We start from the raw sequence: 19,692 nt of genomic DNA, 5'->3' as shown, positions 1-19,692 counted from the left end.
CCGCCGTTCAGCGGGTCATCCGCCGGTCGAACCAGATCGTGGCCGCCGTGGGCGCGAGCCCCGCCCAGAAGAGGACCGTGGGCACGGACCGGTCCGTCCACGGGACCTCGGCGAGCAGCAGGGCGCACAGCATCGCCCAGGCCGACTGCGCCAGGACGATCCGCGCCCAGCGGCCGCGCCGGATCAGGGAGCGGGTGTGGAGCTGGACCCCCTTGCGCAGCCGACGGTAGCGGCGCCAGGCGCCGAAGCCCCAGATCGCGGCCATGATCACGAGGGTCCACAGCCGCTGCCCGACGGGCAGCGGCAGCTCGCGGGCCACCTCGCCCTCCTTCGGGAACAGGTCGAGGGCGACGCCCGCGGCCACCACGCAGAGCGCGGCCAGCCACCGGGTGCCGCGCAGCAGCCGGTACGTGGCGTGGTCGAGCTTGCCCTGCATGTGGGTCGAGCCGGGGTCGACGGCCAGGGCGTCGGCGTACAGCTCGGCGGCCTGCGCGGCGCGTACGCCCGGCGCTTCGGCGGCCCGCTGCGCCTGCCGGGCGACGGCGTCGGCGTGCTGGGGGTCGATGCGCAGGATCGCCTCGTCGAGCTGGTCGGCGACGGTGCCGTTGCCCGCCGCGCTGGCGATGCGCTGGGCGACCTCGTGGGCGTACACGTCCTCGGGGCCGAGGCGCAGCGCCTCCATGGCCAGATCCGCGGCCTCGCGGGAGACGCGGTCGACGTCGCTGTGGCTGAGCTGCCGCGCCCCGGTCCTGTTCGCGAAGTCGAGCACCGCGCGCCGCCACACGGCGTCGGCGAGCATCGCGCGCGGGTAGGCGTCGTACGGGGCGACGCGCACCGCTTCGCGCAGCACGGGTTCGACCTTGAGCCAGCCGTTGTCGCGCACCATGGCCTCGGCCCGCAGCATGAGCGCGCCGTAGTCCTCGGGCGCGAGCCGCAGGGCCTCCTCGGCGGCCTCCGCGGCGCGGTCGATCCGGCCCAGGTTGAGGTGGCAGTAGCCGGTCTTCACCCAGGCGCGCACGTCCCCGGGGTCCTCGGCGATGCGGGGGCCGAGCAGGGCCAGGGCCTGGTCGTAGCGCTTGAGCTCGATCAGGGCCTGGGCCCGGTCGAGGCTCGGGTGCGGCGCGCTCACAGCTTCCGCTTCTTCTTCAGGTAAGCGATCAGGTCGTCGTAGGCGCCGCCGTCGTTGGCGTACAGGGCGACGTTGCGGGCGGCGGCGAACCACGGCTCCGTGGAGGGCACGGTCTGCTTCGCGGCGGCGAGCAGGTCCTTCATGCCGATCATGCGGACGGTGCCGGTGCGCGCCGAGTCGAGCAGCGCGCTCTCGGCCGCCGCCTCGCACAGGTGGGCCAGATCGGCGCCGGACAGCCCTTCGGTGGCCTTGACGAGCCGGGCCACGTCGACGTTCTCCACGGGGCGCTCGCGCAGGTGGTAGCGGAGGATGGCGTCGCGGGCCGGGGCGTCGGGCGGCAGCACGAGCAGGGTGCGGTCGAGGCGGCCGGGGCGGCGCAGCGCGATGTCCACGTCCCAGGGGGCGTTGGTGGCGGCGAGCACGAAGACGCCGTCGTTGGCGGCGGAGTCGATGCCGTCCAGCTCAGTCAGGAGCTGGTTGACGGTGTTGCGCAGACCGCTGTGCTGGGTGCGGCTGCGCTTGGCGCCGAGCGCGTCGAGTTCGTCGAGGAAGACGACGCACGGGGCCTTGCGGCGGGCGGTGCGGAACACCTCGTGCAGGTTGCGCTCGGAGTTGCCGATCCACATGTCGAGGACGTCGTTCACCGACACCGACAGGAAGCCCGCCCCGAGTTCACCGGCCACGGCCCGCGCGATGAACGTCTTGCCGCAGCCGGGCGGCCCGTACAGGAGCAGTCCGCCGCGCAGGCTCTTGCCGTACAGCCTGCGCAGCTCCGGGTTGCGCATCGGCGCGAGGAACGCCGCCTCCAGGCGCTCCTTGACCTCCCGCATGCCGCCCACGTCGGCGAGGCGCACGGTGCCGGGGGCGTCCACGTCCCAGGCGGTGGCGTCACCCGGGTCGCCCGCGTCGCCGTCGGCGGTCAGGGGCGCCTCGACGAAACGGGGCGGGACCACGTCGCCGACCTGGTCCTCGGCGGCGCGCCAGTCGAAGCCGGTGCTCTTGGATACGCCGGTGCTCTCCGGTACGCCGGTGCTCTCGGGTACGGGGGTGGGGGCGGCCGGGGGCTCGGGGGTCGGGGTGGTGTCGGGGGCCGCCGGGGCGGGCGGCAGGCCCATGGCCCGGGTCATCAGGGCGCGGGCCTGCGCGTCCCCCGGCGCGTGCTGCAACGCGACGGCCACCTCGGCGACGGCGGCGTCCTGCCGCCCGGCGTCCAGCAGCAGCTCGGCCAGGTGCAGCCGCAGCGGCACGTCTGCGGGCGCCGCGTCAACGGCCGTACGCAGGCTTCGTATCAGGGGCGGGTCCTCAGACATGCGGACACCCTACGGAACCCGACGGTGCGCCCCGCCCCCGGGCCGGGGGTCCGGTTCCGGCGCCGTGACCTGGCATGATCGAAGACATGACGAATCAGGTGATCGCGGCATGTGACGGAGCGTCCAAGGGCAACCCCGGCCCTGCGGCCTGGGCCTGGGTGATCGCCGACGCCGACGGGGTCCCCGTGCGCTGGGAGGCGGGCCCGCTCGGCGTGGCCACCAACAACGTCGCCGAACTCACCGCGCTGCTCCGCCTCCTCGAAACCCTGGACCCTGACGTGCCCGTCCAGGTGCGGATGGACTCCCAGTACGCGATGAAAGCGGTCACCGTCTGGTTGCCCGGCTGGAAGAAGAAGGGCTGGAAGACCTCCGGCGGCAAGCCGGTCGCCAACCGCGAACTCGTCGAGGCCATCGACGGACTCCTCCAAGGCCGCGAGGTCGACTTCGTCTACGTGCCCGCCCACCAGGTCGACGGCGACCCCCTGAACGCGATCGCGGACCACACCGCGAGCCGGTCGGCGCAGACCCAGGAACCCGACGGCACGTCCCACGGCTCCGCCGTACCCGACGTCCCCACCGCACCGCCGGGCGAGCCCCGCCCCGCCGCCGCCCGCCCCGCCGCCCGGCGCGGCGGCCGCGCCCGGACCATCTCCGCCAAGTTCAAGGGCACCTGCGCCCAGTGCGGGCGCGCCTACGCGGCGGGCGAGCAGATCGCGAAGGGGGCCCAGAGCTGGGGGCATCCGGAGTGTGCGGGGGTTTAGGGGGAGCCCCGCGGGTGCGGGGACCGGGTGTACGAGGGCGGCGACTGCTGCGACGCGAAGGGAACATCCCTGCACGCGCGGGGACTACATCGTCACGCTGGTCGACCAACTGCTGGGCGTGGGACCACCCCCGCACGCGCGGGGACCACTTTCGGCCCCCTCCACCGGCCCCTCCGGAGCCGGGACCACCCCCGCACGCGCGGGGACCACAGGAACTGACCAGGCACGTTAGCCGAGCAGACCCCGAGTTTCATGCACTTCCAGGGAAACGGACATTCCGCCCCGGAGGCCTCAGGCCAGGCCCGGACCCCGCTCAAGCCCCCGTTAGACTGCCGTGATCGTTTCTCAGTGAAAGGCCCCGGCGCTACCCGTGAGCGAGTCCCGTCCCCACACCCTGTTCTCCTTCGGCACGCTGCGGGACGAGCGCGTGCAGACCGCGCTGTTCGGGCGTGCCGTACCCAGTTCCGACGCGTCGCTGAGCGGGTACACGACCAGGCCGCTGGCGATCACCGACCCGGAGGTGATCGCGACCAGCGGCCTGGACGTCCATCTGACCCTGCGGCGGCGGATCGGCGCCGAGGTGGCGGGCGCCGTGCTGCGGCTCACCGATGAGGAGCTGGCCGCGGCGGACGCGTACGAGGTCGACGACTATGTGCGCCGCCGGGTGGTCCTCACGTCCGGGGAGAGCGCCTGGGCCTACCTCGACGCGGACCCGCTGCGCTCGGCGGCGCGCGTCGTCATCGCGGGCGACAGCATCGCGTACGGCCGCTGCGACCCCCAGGGCGGCTGGGCGGCGCACCTGGCCGCCGCCCACATCGCGGCCGACGAGGCCCAGCACCGGGTCTTCAACCTGGCGATCCCCGGCAGCACGATGCGCGACGTCAGCGAGCAGTTGCCCGCGCTGCTCGGCCCGCGGCTGCCGGACACGGTCCTGGTCGCCGCCGGTGTCAACGACTCCGCCCGGCCGCTGGACCCGGCCGCCGCCACCGGTGACGCCCTGGCGGACGTCACCGGCCACCTCGACCGCCTGGCCGCCGCGGCGCACCGGCACAACGCGCGCCTCGTGGTGATCGGCCCCGCCTGGATCGACGAGACCCGCACCGGCGACTACGAGGGCCTGTGCTTCACGCTGGAGCGCGTGGCCGCCCTGCGCGAGCGCGTGCGGGCCTGGTGCGGTGAGCGCTTCGTCGACTTCCTCGACCTGTGGGAGCCCCTGCGCGGCCGCCCCGAACTGCTCGTCGACGGCCTGCACCCGGGCCCCGAGGGGCACAAGGAGATCGCCGTCCACCTCGGCCGCTGAGCCGGGGCGGCGCCCCCGGCGGGCTAGGCCTTGCCCCGGAAGACCTCGATGAGGCTGGCGTAGCTCGTCCCGGCGTGGCCCGCTTCGATGGCGCGCTCGGTCAGGGCCTGGACGCGGGCGGGCCAGTCGGTGTCGATCCCGGCGGCCGCGCTCTCCCGCACCAGGTACTTCATGGTGGCCAGGTGGGTCTCCAGCGTGGCGTCCTCGGCGGGGTAGGCGCCGCGGTCGATCTGGTCGGCGTAGGCGCTGACGAAGCCGGTCACGCTGGACACCCACTGGTTGGCGAAGGGCGCGAAGGTCGCCGCGTCGACCTCGGCCGCGCCGAGGAGGGCCGCGCCGTGCAGGAACGCGTTGAGCGTGCCCCACATGACGCCGAGCAGCGCCACGTCGTACAGCGAGGCGAGGCCCGGGTCCGTGCCGAAGAAGGTCGCGCTGCCGAGCCGCGACAGGGTGTCGCGGTGCTGCTCGAACGCCTCGGGCGCGCCGCTGAACAGCAGGAACGCCTCGGGCCTTCCGATCACGTCGGGGATCGCCATGATGGCGCCGTCAAGGTAGTCGCCGGTCAGCGTGGCCAGGTCGCGGGCCTCTTCGGAGGTGCCGGACGTCAGGTTGACGAGGGTGCGGCCCGCGAGCGCGTCGCGGTGCGGGGCGAGAGTGGCGCGGACGGCGGTGGCGTCGCTGAGGCAGACGACGATCAGGGGGCTCGCCGCCAGGGCGTCGGCCACCGAGTCGGCGGCGACCGCTCCCTTGGCGACCAGGTCCCCGGCCTTGCCGGGGGTGCGGTTCCAGACGGTCGTCGGGTGGCCCGCGGCGAGGAGGGCGGCGGCGAGCGCCTTGCCCATGAGGCCGAGACCGAGGACGGTGACGGGGGTCGAGGGGGCGCTGGTCTTCGGAGTGGTGTTCTGCGTGGTGTTCTGCGGGTCGGTCATGGGTCGACTGTGCGCGGGGGTGGTTCCGGTCCGTCTCCGGAAAGGTTCCGGTCGGGTTGCGGCGGAGGTGCGGCGGCCGCGGTGGAGGGGGTGGGGAGGGGTGGGGAAAGGCGTGGGTAACGTGGCGGAATGCGTTTTGGAGTGCTGGGCCCCCTGGAGGTGTGGACGTCGGACGGGCGGCCCGTCCGCGTGCGCGAGGCCCGGATCCGCGCCCTCCTGACCGCCCTGCTCGTGCACCGGGGCGAGGCCGTGTCGGTGGACCGGCTCATCGACGCGCTGTGGGGCGCGGCGCCCCCGGCGAACGACGTCCGTACGCTGCGCTCCAAGGTGTCGCTGCTGCGGCGCACCCTGGAGGACGCCGAACCGGGCGCCCGCGAGCTGATCGAGTCCCGGTCGCGCGGGTATCTGCTGCGGGTGGCCGACGACGCGGTGGACGCCGGGCGCTTCGCGGCACTGCTGCGGCGCGCCCAGGCTCCCGCCGACGGCGGGCCCCGTGCCAGGGCCGAACTCCTGGGCGAGTCCCTGGGGTTGTGGCGCGGCCCGGTCGCGTACGCCGACCACGCCGACGAGGAGTTCGTGCGCGCCGAGGCCCGCCGCCTGGAGGAGCAGCGCCTCGCCGCCCTCGAAGACCTCGCCCACGTCCGGCTGGAGCTGGGGGAACACGTCCTGCTCGCGGGCGAGTTGGGCGAGGCTGTCGCCGCGCACCCGCTGCGTGAGCGGCTGCGGGCCGCGCACGTGCGGGCGCTCTACCGCGCGGGCCGCCAGGACGAGGCGCTGGCCAGCCTCACCGACGTACGCGACCGGCTGCGCGAGGAGCTGGGGATCGACCCCGGGCGTGAGCTGACCGACCTGCACGCGGCGATCCTGCGGCAGGACGAGGCCCTCTCCCCGCCCCGGCCGCCCCAGCCGACACGCCCCCGTCCGCCACCACCCCGACAGCCACCACCCCGACAGCCACGTCCCCGGCCGCCGCACAGGCCGCCGCCGACACCAGCGCCACCGCGCCCCGCGACAACCTGCCCGTGCCGCTGACGGCGCTGATCGGCCGCGCGGCGGACGTACGGCGGATCGGCGCGCTGCTCGCGGCCGAGCGGCTGGTGACGCTGACCGGGGTCGGCGGCGTCGGCAAGACGCGGCTGGCGCTCGCGGCCGCCACCGAGCGCGCCGGGCGGCTGCCGGACGGCGCCTGGCTGGTGGAGCTGGCCGCGGCCCGCACCGCCGCCGAGGTGCACGAGGCGGTCGCCGCGGTGCTCGGCCTGCGCGACGACTCCCGGTCCCCGCCCGCGCCCTGCCCGGCCAGCTCGCCGACGCCCTCGCGCGCCGGGAGCTGCTGCTGGTCCTGGACAACTGCGAGCACGTCGTCGAGCCGGTCGCCGACCTGGCCGCCCGGCTGCTGCGCGCCGCGCCCGCGCTGCGCGTGCTGGCCACCAGTCAGGAGCCGCTGGGGATCGCCGGTGAACACGTGTGGCCGGTGGCCCCGTTGGCGCTGCCCGACGAGGACGCGTACGACGGCCCCGAGCCGCGCACACGGTCCGACGCGTTCCGCACGGAACCGGGCACGGCCGTCGACGGCGGCCGACGGGCCGCCCCTGGTCCCGGCCGCCTCCAGCAGTCCGACGCCGTCCGGCTGTTCGTCGCCCGCGCCACCGCCGCCGCCCCCGACTTCCGCCTCCACGAGGACAACGCCGCGGACGTCGCGACGATCTGCCGCCGCCTGGACGGCATCCCGCTGGCGCTGGAGATGGCCGCGGCACGCGTCCGCGTGCTCCCGGTGGCCGAGCTGGCCGCCCGGCTCGACGACCGGTTCCGGGTCCTCACCGCGACCCTGCGCGCCGCCCCCACCCGGCAGCGCACCCTGCGCGCCACCATCGACTGGAGCTGGGGCCTGCTGACCGCGCCCGAACAGGTCGTGCTGCGCCGCCTGGCCGCCTGCGCCGACGGCTGCACCCTGGAGGCCGCCGAGGCGGTGTGCGGCGGCGACCCGGTACACCGCGACGACGTGCTCGACCTGCTCGGCCGCCTCGTCGACCGGTCCCTGGTCGTGCGGCGCGACGGCCGCTACCGGCTCCTGGAGTCGGTCGCCGCCTACGGCGCGGAGCGGCTGGCCGAGGCCGACGGCGCCGACGAGCGCCGCACCCGCGACCGCCACCTCGCCCACTACACCGCCCTCGCCGAGCGCGCGGACGCCCGGCTGCGCGGCCCCGAGCAGCGGCGGTGGCTCGGCCGTCTCGACGCCGAGACCGCCAACGTCCGCGCGGCGCTCGCGCACGCGGTGCGCCACGGCGCCGCCGACGCGGCCCTGCGGCTCGTCAACGCCCTGGCCTGGTACTGGTTCCTGCGCGGCCGGTTCGCCGAGGCGCGGCGCTCGCTGGACCTCGCGCTGTCCGCCGGGGCGCCCCCGAAGGGCGCCGGTGGCCCGCCCGAGCGGCGGGCGGCGGCGCGGGCCTGGCGGGCAGGCATCGCGCTGCTCCTGCTGGACACGCGCGAATCCGACGACGTCCAGGCGGCGTTGAAGCAGTACGACACCGTGGCGGACCCGGCGGGACGGGCCCGGGCGCGCTGGTTCACCGCCCTCGGCAGGACCGGCTTCGGCGACCCGGCGGCGGCACTCGCCCTCGCCGAGTCGGCGTACGCCGACTTCACCGACCTGGGCGACCGCTGGGGCACGGCCGCGGCGCTGTCGGTGCGCGCCGAGCTGCTGCTCTACCAGGGCGCCCTCGACGGGGCGCGCGCCGACGCCGGGCGGGCGCTGGAGCTGTTCGGGGAACTCGGCGACGGCTGGGGCCGGTTGCACGCCTCGTACACCCTCGGGGACCTGGCGGAGCTGACCGGTGACTACGGGACGGCGGAGCGGCTGCGCGAGGAGGGGCACCGCTTGGCGCGCGACCTCCAGCTGTGGAACGACGCGTCCAAGATGCTGGCCCGGCTCGGCCGCACCGCCCTGCTCACCGGCGACCTGCCGCGCGCCGCCGACCTCCACGAGCGGGCCCGGCGGCTCGCCGTCGCCCACGCCTACCGGCGCGGCGAGGAGTTCGCCGAGGTCGGCCTCGGCATCGTGGCCCGGCGCCGGGGGCGCCTCGACGACGCCGAGCGGCACCTGCGGGCCTGGCTCGACTGGTGCCGCCGCTTCGAGGGGGACCACGGGGTGGCGCTGATCCTCGCGGAGCTGGGCTTCGTCGCCGAGCAGCGCGGCGACGCGGCCACCGCCCGCACACTGCACGAGGAGGGCCTCACCTACGCGGCCCGCACCGGCGACCCCCGCGCGCTCGCCCTCGCGTACGAGGGCCTGGCGGGGGCGGCGGCCCTCGCGGGCGCCGCCGAGGAGGCCGCCCGCCTGCTCGGCAGGGCCGCCGCCGCGCGCGACGCGGTGCGCGCCCCGCTGCCCGCCGCCGAACGGGGCGACGTGGACCGCGCCGCCGGGGCCGCCCGCGCCGCCCTGACCGAGGAGGCGTACGAGGAGGCGTTCCGCCGGGGAGGCGCCGACTTCCGCGCGCGGGCAGAGCCGCCTGCCGCCAGCGGCGCGTCCCGCCCCTCGTCCCCGGCGGAGGCGTAGAGTCCCCCGGCATGCACCCCTTGACCCGCGTTCTGTCATGACCGGCCGCCGCAGTGCCGGGCTGCTGCTGTTCCGCGTGCGGGAGTCCGGGCCCGAAGTGCTCGTCGGCCACATGGGCGGGCCGTTCTGGGCCCGCCGCGACCAGGCCGCCTGGTCGATCCCGAAGGGCGAGTACGGCGACGACGAGGAGCCCCTGGCCGCCGCGGTGCGGGAGTTCACCGAGGAACTGGGGCTGCCCGCGCCCCCCGGCCCCTACCTGTCCCTCGGCGAGGTGCGCCAGGCGGGCGGCAAGGTGGTGGCCGTCTGGGCCGTCGAGGCCGACCTCGACCCGGCGGCCGTCGTGCCGGGCACCTTCCGGATGGAGTGGCCGCGCGGCTCCGGGCGGACGCGTGAGTTCCCCGAACTCGACCGGGTCGGCTGGTTCCCCCTGGAGCACGCCCGCGACAAGCTCGTGGCGGGCCAGCGCGCCTTCCTGGAACGGCTCGCCGCCGCCCTCGCCGACTGAGCGGAACGGCGCCCCACCGGCCCCAGAGGCCCCGCCCGTACACGCGTGCACCGCACGGGCGACCGTCGCGGCCCAGACCGTATACGAACGGCGCCGCGCCGAGGATGATGGCCCCCTAAGGCCCGGCGCGCCGTCCGCGACTGCCGCGCGCCGCCGTCCGTGGGGGACGTGAGGGGAATCAATATGAACGAGGTGACCGTGAGGTCCACGCAGCTGCTGGCCGCGCCCACCGTCGACACACCGATCGGCGCCGGCGGCGCCGGTGAGCGCGACGCCGGGAGCGTCGTCGTCCGCGTGGAGCCGTACGCGGGCATGAGCGACGGGGACCTGGTACGGCTGCGGTGGGACACCGGCGTCCTGCGCACGTCGCACGTCGACACCCGCGTGGTCGACGCCGACGACGTCGGTCGGAGCACCGTCTTCACCCTGCCCCGGCCGACGTCGGGCACGGCCCGGGTGAGCTACCTCGTGGGCCACCGCTCCGGCGAGTGGCGGGCCTCGGAGTGGCGGGACGTCACGGTCCGCGGCTGACGCGGCCAAGGGCGGAGCGGACCCGGGCCCCGCGGCCCGGGCCGTAAATGCGCGAGCGCGCCGAGCGGGGTGGCTGCTACGGTCGCGGACATGAAGCGCGCCGCTGTGACGACGACGCCGGAGAGTGTCCCGGCGCGCTGAGAGTTGTCCGAAGCCCCGGGGTGAGTGCCCCGGGGCTTCGTCCTGCGGTCACTCGTCCCCCGTCCACGAGGAGACCGCCATGCACGACCACCGCCGACTCGGCCGCGAACTGGGCCTGTTCGACACCGACCCGCTGATCGGCGCGGGGCTGCCGTTCTGGCTGCCCGACGGGGCGGCCGTGCGGCACGCCCTGGAGGAGTACATCCGTGAGGAGGAGCGGCGCGCGGGCTACCGGCACGTGTACTCCCCCGTGCTCGGCAAGCGGGAGCTGTACGAGCTCTCCGGGCACTGGGCGCACTACGACGACGACATGTTCCCGCCGATGGACGTCGGCGGCGAGCAGGTCGTGCTGCGGCCGAGCCTGTGCCCCCACCACGCGGTCCTGTACCGGTCCCGCCCGCACAGCTACCGCGAACTCCCCTTGCGCATGGCCGAGTTGGGCGGCATGTACCGCGCGGAGCTGTCGGGCGTCCTCGGCGGCCTGTCGCGCGTGCGGGCCATCCACCTCAACGACGCCCATGTCTTCTGCACCCTGGACCAGGTCGCCGAGGAGGCGCGGGCGGCGCTGGAGATGATCCGGCGCGCGTACCGGGCGCTGGGCATCGTCCCGGCCCGCTACCGCCTCTCACTGCCCGGCCCCGGCGGCAAGTACGTCGCGGCGCCCGACAAGTGGGAGCGGGCCACCGCGCTGCTGGTCGAGGTGCTGGAGCGGTGCGGCCTGCCGTACGAGGCGGCCGAGGGCGAGGCGGCGTTCTACGGCCCGAAGATCGACGTCCAGGTCGCTGACTACGCGGGGCGGGAGTTCACCCTGTCCACCGTGCAGGTCGACTTCCACCAGCCCGAACGGTTCGACCTGCGCTACATCGGCCCGGACGGCGCCGGGCACCGCCCGGTCATGGTCCACCGCAGCGTCATCGGCAGCGTGGAGCGGGCCGTCGCCCACCTCGTGGAGCAGCACGGCGGTGCCTTCCCGGCCTGGCTGGCGCCCGTCCAGCTGGCCGTCCTGCCGGTGTCCGACGCCGAGGCGCCGAGCGCCGCCGCGTTCGCCCGGCGGTGCGCGGAGCGGGGGCTGCGCGCCGAGGTCGTCGGCGTGGAGCACGGCAGCCTCGGCGCCCGCGTGCGCAAGGCCCGGCTCGTCCCCTACCAGGCGGTCATCGGCGCCAAGGAGGCCGCCGACGACCGTGTCGCGCTGCGGCTGCGGGACGGGCGGCGGCTCGATCCGCTGCCGGACGGCGAGGCGGTCGCCCGCGTCAGCGCCCTCGTCGCCGCGCGCGGCACCGACCTGTGGGAGGACGCCGCTTCGTAGGGTTCGTAGGGTTCGTAGGGCGCGGCTACGCCACCGGTCCCGCCGTCCGCCAGACGAAGACCTCCGTGCCCGGCTGGCGCACCGAGAAGCGGCCCGAGGGGGACGCCTCGCGCAGGAGTCGGCGCAGGTCCCTCTCGAAGGCGGCGCGGCGGACGCCGAACAGGTGCGGGGCCGAGAACGACAGGGAGAACACCCCGGCGACGGCGTCGTCCTCGGTGCGCTCCAGGGCCTGCCCGCCGGGGACGACGTGGTGCTCGGGGCCGGTGAACCCGGCCCGGGCGAACACCGCCGCCTCCCCGTCGGGCGTGCCCTGCGGCAGCGTGCCCCGGCCCGCGCGGCGCACGGGCCCCAGATAGCGGCCGACGAGGTCCCGCACCGCGTCGTGCGGGACGGCCGGGTGGGGCAGGTCGTCGCCGTCCGGGGCCACGGGGTCCGTCTTGACGTCCGCTACGTGGACCAGCGCTCCGCCTGGTTCCAGCAGGTCCCGGACGGTGGCCGCGACCCGGTCGCGGTCCATCCAGTGGAAGGACTGGCCGAAGGTCACGACGGTGAACGCGCCCAGACCGGCGGGCAGTTCCTCGGCGCGGGCGCGCACCCAGCGCGCCGCGCCGGTGACCGCCCGCCGCGCGGCCTCGCGTTCGGCCTCGGCGATCATGCCGCCGTCCGGGTCGAGGCCGACGACCTCGCGGAACAGGTGCGCCAGGTCCAGGGCGAGCACGCCGGGACCGCAGCCCACGTCCAGGAGGCGGCCCGTCCCGTCCAGGCGCAGCGCCTTCGCGAGCACCTCCGCGAGGCCGGGCGCGTACGGCAGCCGACCGCGCCGGTAGTACGGGGCGGTGCCCGCGAACAGCGTGTCGTCCCACTCCCACGAGGCGGCCACGGCCACCCACCACCCTTCGTGCACACCCGCCGGGCCCAGCTGCCGACGCGACGGGGTGATGATGCCAGACGGGGCGCCCGGCCTCAGGCGGGAGTGGACCGCCCGGCCGCCGAGGCCACCTCGTCCAGGTGCGCCGCGATGCGCGCCACCGTGCCCGCGTTGTCCTCGAACAGGTGCGCCCGCATGCCGAGGGCCTCGGCGGCGGCGACGTTGGGCGCCGCGTCGTCGACGAACAGGCAGACCTCCGGGCCCACCCCGAGCGCGGCGAGCGCGGCCTCGAAGGCCCGCGGGTCGGGCTTCCTGAGGCCGATCTCGTGCGAGTAGACGACGCGGTCGGCGTGGCCCACGAGTTCGTCGAAGCCGTAGCGGGCCGTCTCCCGCTCGCGGGCGCCCACGAAGCTGTTGCTCAGGATGCCGAGCGCGCACCGGTCCCGCACACCCCGTACGTAGGCGATGAGTTCGTCGTTGGGCGTGCCCACGTACTCCTCCCACAGGTCGGCCATGAAGGCCTCAAGGCGGGGCGGGTCGAGGCGCAGCCGGGTGGCGACCTGCTCCCGTACCTCGTCCTCGTCGACGGTGCCGACGCTTCCGGCGCGCCAGACGTCGCCGAGGCGCTCGCCGACCGTGCCCGGCGGCAGGCCGAGCCGGTCCTCCCAGCGCCGCACCCAGCCCGTCTGCGGCGTCCACTCCAGTACGCCACCGATGTCCAGGATCACGCAGGCCGTGGTCATGGCGGGGCCCCCTCTCCTCGTCACGCGTGTCGCCGCGGCCCGTGGCGGCTCCTCTCCCCAAGCCGCCGGTCCGCTGCCGCGGTTCGGAGCCGATCGTGCCATGGTGCTCTCCGCCCGCCGGTGCGGGTAGGGACCAAGTGGCCCTATCGCCCGCCCCGCCCCCGCGGCTTTCCTGTCAGCATGCTCCCTTATCGTCCTGGGTATCGTCCCGGGTCTCCTTCCGGGGTACGCCCCGGGGCTCACCCCGGCTCCCGCTCCGGGCCCGCGCCGCGCCGCCGTGCGGACAGCGCCGCGCGCCCCACCGGCACGGCGGACGGCGCGACCGTCGTCGCGCTGCGCGGCGACATCGACCTGGGGACGGCCGCGGCGCTCACCGCGCGCCTCGACGCCGTGACCGCGGGCGCCGAGCCCGACGTGATCCTGGACCTGCGCGCGATGACGTTCATCGACTGCTCCGGCCTCGGCCTGCTGTGCCGGGTGCGCAACCGCGTGGTGGAGCGGCACGGCCGACTGCGGCTGGTCACCGACAGCCCCCGCTTCCTGCGGGTCCTGCGGCAAGCGGGCCTCGCCGGGCTGTTCGACGTGCGCCCGCACCCGCCCGCGCCCCACGCGCCGTCGCCGGGCTCGCCCTCGCCGGACGCGCCGCCGGGCGCGGTCTCCGCCACGGCGCGCTGAACCGACCCCCAGGCCCGCACCCGCGCGGCCGGTTCCCTTCTGGCGCTGTCGCCCCACGCGCCCCACATGGCGATACTCCGTGCGGGGACGACTTCACCGCCCCCGTCGCCCGGTGACGGCGGGGGCACGACGGAAGGAAGGTCCATGACGCACTCCACGACGGACGGCGAGGCGCACGCCGCGGGCGACGCCGCCGACACCCGCGCCATCCTCCAGTTCGCCCTGGGGAGTCTGGCCGCGCACACCCTGCGCGCGGCCATCCGCCTGCGGCTGTTCGAACTGATCGGTGAACGTCGGCGGTCCGCCGCCGAGCTGGCCGCCGAGGTCTCGGCCGCACCCCAGCACCTGACCAGGCTGCTGCGCGCGCTCGCCGGGCTCGGCCTGCTGCGGGAACACGCCCCGGGCACCTTCTCGGCCACGCCCACCGGCGCGCTCCTGGCCCCGGGGCACCCGCGGGCGCTGACCTCCCTGGTGCGGATGTTCACGGAGCCGACCATGCTGCGGGCCTGGGAGCACCTGGACGACAGCGTCCGCACCGGGGACGTCGCCTTCGACTCGATCTTCGGTACGGACTTCTTCGGCCACCTCCGGCAGCACCCGGAGCTGTCCGCCGAGTTCAACAAGGCCATGAGCCAGGGCACCCGGCGGGCCGCCGCCGTGCTGCCGGGAACCGTCGACTTCACGCGGTTCGGCACCGTCATGGACGTCGGCGGCGGCGACGGCACCCTGCTCAGCGCGGTGCTGCGGGAGCACCCCGGCCTCAAGGGGATCGTGTACGACACCGAGGAAGGTCTCGCCCAAGCGCCGGGGACGCTCCAGGAGCACGGCCTTGAGGAGCGCTGCTCCCTCGTCACCGGCGACTTCTTCGCGTCGGTGCCCGAGGGCGCCGACCTCTACATGATGAAGAGCATCGTGCACGACTGGTCCGACGACCAGGTCGTCACCATCCTCGGGCACTGCCGCGCCGCGCTGCCCTCCGGCGGCCGCGTCCTGATCATCGAGCCGGTGCTGCCCGAGGTCGTCGACCCCGAGGCGCCCGCGCTCACCTACCTCAGCGACCTCAACATGCTGGTGAACGTCGGCGGCCGGGAGCGCACCCGGGCCGACTTCGAGGCGGTGTGCCGGGCCGCGGGCCTGGCCCTCACCTCGGTGACACCGCTCCCCGGCCTCGCGCCGGTGTGCGCCATCGAGGCCGCAGCGGCGGACTGACGCCCCTGAGGCGGACCGCCCGCCCCGCCCGCCGCGCCCGCCGCGCCCCGGGGCGGCGGCCCCGCTCCCCACCGCCCCGAACCGCCGGTACACGGCTCGCGTACGCACTCCTCTTGGGCACCGATGAGTTTCACCGGCCCCCGTAGTCTCCCCTTCACCAGCACCAACAGGAGGACGCCGTGGAACAGTTGCTCAGAGTGCAGAACTTCAACGTCACGCAGGACGGATTCGCCGCCGGGGAGGACCAGAGCCTGGAGCGTCCCTTCGGCCATCTCGACCCCCAGCGGCTCTTCGCCTGGGGCGGCGCCACGGCGAGCTGGCCCACGCGCACCGACCCCGGCGGGACCCGCGGCCTCGACGACTACTTCACGCGGGACTTCTCCCACAACATCGGCGCCGAGATCATGGGCCGCAACAAGTTCGGCCCCCAGCGCGGCCCCTGGGAGAACCACGACTGGCGCGGCTGGTGGGGCGACGAACCCCCCTTCCACACCCCGGTGTTCGTCATGACCCACCACGAGCGCCCCTCGTTCACCCTGTCCGACACCACGTTCCACTTCGTCGGCGGCGACCCCGCGTCGGTCCTCGCCCAGGCGCGCGAAGCCGCCCAGGGCAAGGACGTGCGGCTCGGCGGCGGGGCCACCACCATCCGGCAGTTCCTCGACGCCGGTCTCGTCGACACCCTGCACGTGGCGGTGGCCCCGGTGAAGGCCGGATCCGGCGTACGGCTGTGGGAGTCCCCGAGGAACTGCTCGACCGCTACCACCTCGACGTCGTGCCCAGCCCGAGCGGCGTGACCCACCACGTGTTCTGGCGCAAGTAGGCGCGAGTAAGCGGAGGCGGGCGGCCGGACAGCGGACGCGGCCGGACGGACAGCGGACGCGGGCGGCCGGGAGAGGGCGAGCCCGTCAGCCCGCGGTGACGCGCCGGATCGCCGCGTCGACGGGGCCCACGGCGTCCTCCGCGGCCAGCCGGTCGGCCAGGGCCCGGGCGCGCGCCCGGTAGCCGGGGTCGCCCGTCGCCCGCACCAGCGCGGCGGCGAGCGCCCCGCCGGTCAGCGACCGCAGCGGCAGCGTGCGCGGCGCCGCGCCCAGGGCGACGAGCCGACTCGCCCAGAAGGCCTCGTCGAACTGGATGGGCACCGGCACGGCCGGGACCCCCGCGCGCAGGCCCGCGGCGGTCGTGCCCGCTCCCGCGTGGTGGACGACGGCGGCCATGCGCGGGAACAGCAGGCCGTGCGGCACGTCGTCGACGGTGAGCAGGTCGTCGCCGCTCGCGTCGAGCCCGGCCCAGCCCCGCTGGATCACGCCGCGCAGCCCGGCGGCGCGCAGCGCCCGCACCACCTGGCCGCTCAGGCGCTCGGGGTGCGGGACGGTGGCGCTGCCCAGGCCGACGAAGACGGGCGGGGCGCCCGCGTCGAGGAACTCCTCGACGTACGCGGGGAGTCGGCCCGTCTCGTGCGGCCACCAGTAGCCGACGACGTCCAGGCCGGGGCGCCAGTCGTGCGGGCGGGGCACGATCGTCGGGCTGAAGCCGTGCAGCACCGGCCAGTGCGCGCGCTCCCGATCCCTGCGGGCGGCGGCGAGCGTCCGGGGCGGCAGACCCAGGCGGGCCCTGAGGTCGCGTACGGCGTCGGTGAAGATGTACGCGATGGCGGCGTCGACCGCGCGGCCCGCTGCCCTGTTGCCGAGCGGGCCGAGGGAGCGGGAGCCGGTCATGGGCGGCGCGAACACGCGGGTGGGGTGCACCGGTTGGAGGTGGGCACCCAGGCTCGGCAGGCCCAGGCCCTCGGCGAGGGTGGCGCCGAGCGGGGTGAGGCTGCCCGCGACGACCAGGACGTCGCTGTCCTCGGCCGCCTTCAGCAGGCCGTCGGTCAGCTCGCCCGCCACGGCCTTGGCGAGGCCCGCGACCCGCAGCAGCTTGCCCGCGCCGCTGCTGCTGCGGTGCAGCGCCTGCCCCCGCGCCGAGTGCGACTCCGCCCGCGGGTCGACGGGCAGCGCGTGGAAGCGCACCCCGGAGCCGTCCGTCAGTGAATCGAACATCGCATGGGTCACCAGGGTCACGTCGTACCCGGCCCGGACCAGCGCGGCCCCGAGCCCGGTGAAGGGAGCCACGTCGCCTCGGGAGCCCGCCGTCATGATTGCTACGCGCACACCCGTCAGTATGGGCAGCGCGCGGGCGCGTCGCACCGGTGCGCGGGGGCGTGGCGCGGAGATGGCGGATCGCGGAACCGCCGTGCCGGGGCGGCGCGGGCGGCGTCCCTCACCCCCGCCGGGCAGGCCCCGGCACCACCCGTACCGCCACCTCGGCCCCGGTCGCCGCCCGCACCCACACGCGTGCCGTCCGGCCCGGCGGCACGGCCCGCGCGCTCGGCCGGGCCCCGCGGCCCGACACCTCGACGCGCCAGCCCCGGGCGCTGGGCGGCAGGGACAGCTCGGTGGGGCCGGTGCGGGGCGGGGCGGCGCGGTAGGCGAGGCGGTAGGTGGCGGTGTCCGGGGCGTAGGCGTCCTCGCGTACCGTTCCCGCGACCGCGGGCGCGTACGGGGTGGCGGTGCGCTCCTTGTTCGTGCGCAGGCGGCCGTCGCCGTCCAGCGCGCAGTAGCCGCCGCCGTAGCACCAGACGTAGCCCGCCCAGCCCGAGGAGTAGCGGCTGAAGGAGACGAGGGCGTCGTCGTGGAAGCGGCGCATGTTCGGCAGGCCGCTGTTCAGCGGGCCCCACTCGCCGACCACGACGGGCAGCGCGTGCTCGCGCGGGTACGCGGTGACGGCCCGCTCGTAGGCCTCGATCCAGCCCGCCGACGGGTCGTAGTCGGCGCCCGCCTCCATCGCGGTGTTGTAGAAGTGCGGGGCGTACACCACGCGTGCATCGTCGACGCGGCCGAGGCCGGTGGGCACGCCCTCGCCGACGATGGGGGTCGGCTCCACGAACAGCCAGGTGCCGCGGTCGCGGGTGCGGATGGCGTCAGCGAGGCGGTTGTAGAGGGGGGTGAGCTGGGTCGCCTCGATGCGGCGTGCCGCGGTGGGCAGGTCCTCGCCGGGGCGCGGCTCGCCCATGGGTTCGTTGATGAGGTCGTAGCCGAGGACGGCCGGGTGGTGGCCGAAGCGCCCGGCGAGCAGGCGCCACATGCGGGCCTGCGCGGCGCGCAGGTCCCGGTCCTCGTAGAGGTGGGTGAAGGCGCGCTGGACGGCGGGTTCGAAGTACTCGGCGAACCAGTCGTCGGGGTGCGGGGTGAACGGCAGGCCGTCGGTGCGGGTCGCCCAGCGAGGGATGCCGCGGTGGCCGAACGCGGGCCCGAACACGTCCTGGTGGGCGTCGAGCACGACCCGGACGCGGTGCTGGTGCGCCCAGTCGAGGACGCGCCGGATCTTGCGCAGGTAGGCCTCGCTGTAGTGGCCGCGCTCGGGCTCCAGGTCGTCCCAGAAGACCAGCAGGCGCGCGAAGTTGAAGCCGTGGGCGCGCAGGTCGCGGAAGTGCCGTTCGGTGATCGCGCTGAGGGCGTCGTCGCCGTGGTGCGTCTTGTCCTCGACGTTCCAGCCGCGCAGGGTGAGCACCCGGCCGCGCGCGTCGGTGAGCCGCGGTACGCCGCCTGCCCCGCCTTCGGACACGGCGCGCGCCCCGCGCCCGGACGCCGCGTCCGCCCCGCCCCCGGACGCCGCGTCCGCCCCGCCCCCGGGCGTCACCCGGGGTGTGGCGTGCGCCCCTCCCGGGGGCCCGCTCCGGTCGTGCGGCGCGTCGGCTCTCGCCCGCGCGGCGGGGGTGAGGCCGCCGCCCAGCAGCGCCGCCGTGACCAGGGCGATGAGGGCGGCCAGGAACAGGCGGCGCGGGCGGTACGGGCGCATGGCGGACCTCCGGCACTCGTCGGGACCGCGGGGCGGGCCCGCGGGTCCGGGACATCCAACCGGAGTTACTGATGTGTCATCAAGAGCCCTGCGGGAGCACCGCTGTTGAGGCAGGGGCCGCACCCGGACTCCGCGTGGTGGCCGCCGAGGTTTCCGCCGCCCCGTTGAACCCCCGTTGACCTGCCATTGACCGCCGCACCCCACCCTGGGCGCCATGACGAACAGCACCACGCCAGATGCGGACCGGACCGCTCAGGCCCCGCCCGCGCGGCCCGACCTCACCGGCATGCGGCTCAGCCACCGCGCCATCCTCGGCGACATCGACCGCCTCGCGGCCCTGCTGCGCGCCCCGGAGGCGTCGCGGGTGCCGCCCGCCCGCGCGGGCGCCATCGCCACGTACGTCCACCGGTACGACGCGGCCGTACGCCACCACCACCGCAACGAGGACGACCGGCTCTGGCCGGTGGTCGCCGACGAGGTGGGCGGGGCCGTGGACCTGTCCCGCTACGTCGGCGACCACCACGCGCTGGACCGGCTCCAGGACGCCGTGGACGAGACCGCCGCGCGGTACGCGGAGCACCCGGCCCGGCACGCGCGGCCCCTGGCCGCCCTCCTGGCCGAACAGCGCGACCTGCTGGTCGAACACGTCGGCGCCGAGGAGCGGCACCTGTTCCCCGTGATCCTGCGCCGGGTGAGCGCCGCGCGGTACGCGGCGGCCGAGGCGGAGATCCACCGGTCCACGCCGCCGGAACTCGGCGCGTGGCTGCGGCCCTGGCTGTGGCGGTACGCCACGGCCGACGAGCGGCGCCTGCTGTCGCCCGCCTCGGCCATCCAGCCGCTCCTCGCGGTGTACACCGCCCACGAGAAGCTGGCCTTCGGCCCGGTCGGCTGA

15 protein-coding genes and 2 pseudogenes are annotated in these 19,692 nt (G+C 75.9%); 10 read left to right on the top strand and 7 right to left on the bottom strand.

Annotated features, from left to right (window positions below; translation table 11 throughout):
- Nucleotides 1-7 precede the first annotated feature (7 nt).
- Both ACOBQU_RS36475 and ACOBQU_RS36470 read right to left on the bottom strand, forming a co-directional pair.
- Nucleotides 8-1,129, bottom strand: coding sequence for a tetratricopeptide repeat protein (locus ACOBQU_RS36475; protein WP_423633383.1), 1,122 nt, complete (start codon nucleotides 1,127-1,129; stop codon nucleotides 8-10).
- Nucleotides 1,126-2,439, bottom strand: a complete 1,314-nt coding sequence (locus ACOBQU_RS36470; RefSeq protein ID WP_423633382.1) for an ATP-binding protein — start codon at nucleotides 2,437-2,439, stop codon at nucleotides 1,126-1,128. The genes ACOBQU_RS36475 and ACOBQU_RS36470 overlap by 4 nt, the downstream gene beginning before the upstream one ends.
- A 74-nt stretch (nucleotides 2,440-2,513) precedes the next feature.
- Between ACOBQU_RS36470 and ACOBQU_RS36465 the strand changes: the two genes are divergently transcribed.
- Together ACOBQU_RS36465 and ACOBQU_RS36460 are read left to right on the top strand one after the other, a co-directional pair.
- The gene (locus ACOBQU_RS36465) at nucleotides 2,514-3,200 is read left to right on the top strand and encodes a ribonuclease H family protein (protein WP_423633381.1); all 687 of its coding nucleotides are present in this window, start codon (nucleotides 2,514-2,516) and stop codon (nucleotides 3,198-3,200) included.
- 370 nt (nucleotides 3,201-3,570) lie between these two features.
- Nucleotides 3,571-4,500, top strand: a complete 930-nt coding sequence (locus tag ACOBQU_RS36460; RefSeq protein ID WP_423633379.1) for a GDSL-type esterase/lipase family protein — start codon at nucleotides 3,571-3,573, stop codon at nucleotides 4,498-4,500.
- A gap of 23 nt (nucleotides 4,501-4,523) precedes the next feature.
- Here the strand turns inward: ACOBQU_RS36460 and ACOBQU_RS36455 are convergent, their stop codons facing one another.
- Nucleotides 4,524-5,429: an NAD(P)-dependent oxidoreductase gene (locus tag ACOBQU_RS36455; RefSeq protein ID WP_423633377.1), complete on the bottom strand. Its 906-nt coding sequence runs from the start codon at nucleotides 5,427-5,429 to the stop codon at nucleotides 4,524-4,526.
- A 129-nt stretch (nucleotides 5,430-5,558) separates the two neighbouring features.
- Between ACOBQU_RS36455 and ACOBQU_RS36450 the strand changes: the two are divergent.
- From ACOBQU_RS36450 to thrS, 4 genes and pseudogenes are all read left to right on the top strand, one after another.
- Nucleotides 5,559-8,982, top strand: a pseudogene (locus ACOBQU_RS36450) (AfsR/SARP family transcriptional regulator).
- A gap of 37 nt (nucleotides 8,983-9,019) precedes the next feature.
- On the top strand, nucleotides 9,020-9,487 hold the full coding sequence (locus tag ACOBQU_RS36445) for an NUDIX domain-containing protein (RefSeq protein ID WP_423633375.1): 468 nt from the start codon (nucleotides 9,020-9,022) through the stop codon (nucleotides 9,485-9,487).
- A gap of 183 nt (nucleotides 9,488-9,670) precedes the next feature.
- Nucleotides 9,671-10,018 carry a hypothetical protein gene (locus tag ACOBQU_RS36440; RefSeq protein WP_423633373.1) on the top strand — a complete coding sequence of 116 codons (348 nt, stop codon included), beginning with the start codon at nucleotides 9,671-9,673 and terminating at the stop codon, nucleotides 10,016-10,018.
- A gap of 220 nt (nucleotides 10,019-10,238) precedes the next feature.
- Nucleotides 10,239-11,465 (top strand): threonine--tRNA ligase, encoded by a 1,227-nt coding sequence (gene thrS, locus ACOBQU_RS36435; protein WP_423633371.1) that lies wholly within the window; start codon nucleotides 10,239-10,241, stop codon nucleotides 11,463-11,465.
- Between the two features lie 25 nt (nucleotides 11,466-11,490).
- On the opposite strand, the gene ACOBQU_RS36430 is transcribed toward thrS, so the two are convergent.
- Together ACOBQU_RS36430 and ACOBQU_RS36425 are read right to left on the bottom strand one after the other, a co-directional pair.
- Nucleotides 11,491-12,345: a class I SAM-dependent methyltransferase gene (locus ACOBQU_RS36430; protein WP_423634948.1), complete on the bottom strand. Its 855-nt coding sequence runs from the start codon at nucleotides 12,343-12,345 to the stop codon at nucleotides 11,491-11,493.
- 83 nt (nucleotides 12,346-12,428) lie between these two features.
- Nucleotides 12,429-13,076, bottom strand: coding sequence for an HAD-IA family hydrolase (locus tag ACOBQU_RS36425; RefSeq protein ID WP_423633369.1), 648 nt, complete (start codon nucleotides 13,074-13,076; stop codon nucleotides 12,429-12,431).
- Nucleotides 13,077-13,256: 180 nt separating this feature from the next.
- Between ACOBQU_RS36425 and ACOBQU_RS36420 the strand changes: the two genes are divergently transcribed.
- The 3 genes and pseudogenes from ACOBQU_RS36420 to ACOBQU_RS36410 all read left to right on the top strand — a co-directional run bounded on the left by ACOBQU_RS36420 (nucleotide 13,257) and on the right by ACOBQU_RS36410 (nucleotide 15,783).
- Complete coding sequence (locus tag ACOBQU_RS36420) at nucleotides 13,257-13,751, top strand: STAS domain-containing protein (protein ID WP_423633367.1); 495 nt, start codon at nucleotides 13,257-13,259, stop codon at nucleotides 13,749-13,751.
- A 144-nt stretch (nucleotides 13,752-13,895) separates the two neighbouring features.
- Nucleotides 13,896-14,960 carry a methyltransferase gene (locus ACOBQU_RS36415; RefSeq protein WP_423633365.1) on the top strand — a complete coding sequence of 355 codons (1,065 nt, stop codon included), beginning with the start codon at nucleotides 13,896-13,898 and terminating at the stop codon, nucleotides 14,958-14,960.
- 179 nt (nucleotides 14,961-15,139) lie between these two features.
- A pseudogene (locus ACOBQU_RS36410) lies at nucleotides 15,140-15,783 on the top strand (dihydrofolate reductase family protein).
- 85 nt (nucleotides 15,784-15,868) lie between these two features.
- Here the strand turns inward: ACOBQU_RS36410 and ACOBQU_RS36405 are convergent.
- The gene (locus ACOBQU_RS36405; RefSeq protein ID WP_423634946.1) at nucleotides 15,869-17,098 is read right to left on the bottom strand and encodes a glycosyltransferase; all 1,230 of its coding nucleotides are present in this window, start codon (nucleotides 17,096-17,098) and stop codon (nucleotides 15,869-15,871) included.
- A 124-nt stretch (nucleotides 17,099-17,222) separates the two neighbouring features.
- Nucleotides 17,223-18,800, bottom strand: a complete 1,578-nt coding sequence (locus ACOBQU_RS36400) for a cellulase family glycosylhydrolase (RefSeq protein ID WP_423633364.1) — start codon at nucleotides 18,798-18,800, stop codon at nucleotides 17,223-17,225.
- A gap of 214 nt (nucleotides 18,801-19,014) precedes the next feature.
- On the opposite strand from ACOBQU_RS36400, the gene ACOBQU_RS36395 reads away from it, so the two are divergent.
- Nucleotides 19,015-19,692, top strand: a complete 678-nt coding sequence (locus ACOBQU_RS36395; RefSeq protein WP_423633362.1) for a hemerythrin domain-containing protein — start codon at nucleotides 19,015-19,017, stop codon at nucleotides 19,690-19,692.

Origin of the sequence: Streptomyces sp. G45 (assembly GCF_049542095.1) — a bacterium.
Classification (GTDB): Bacteria; Actinomycetota; Actinomycetes; order Streptomycetales; family Streptomycetaceae; genus Streptomyces.
The sequence above is the reverse complement of the archived record's forward strand: the minus strand, read 5'-3'. Positions and strand labels throughout refer to the sequence as shown.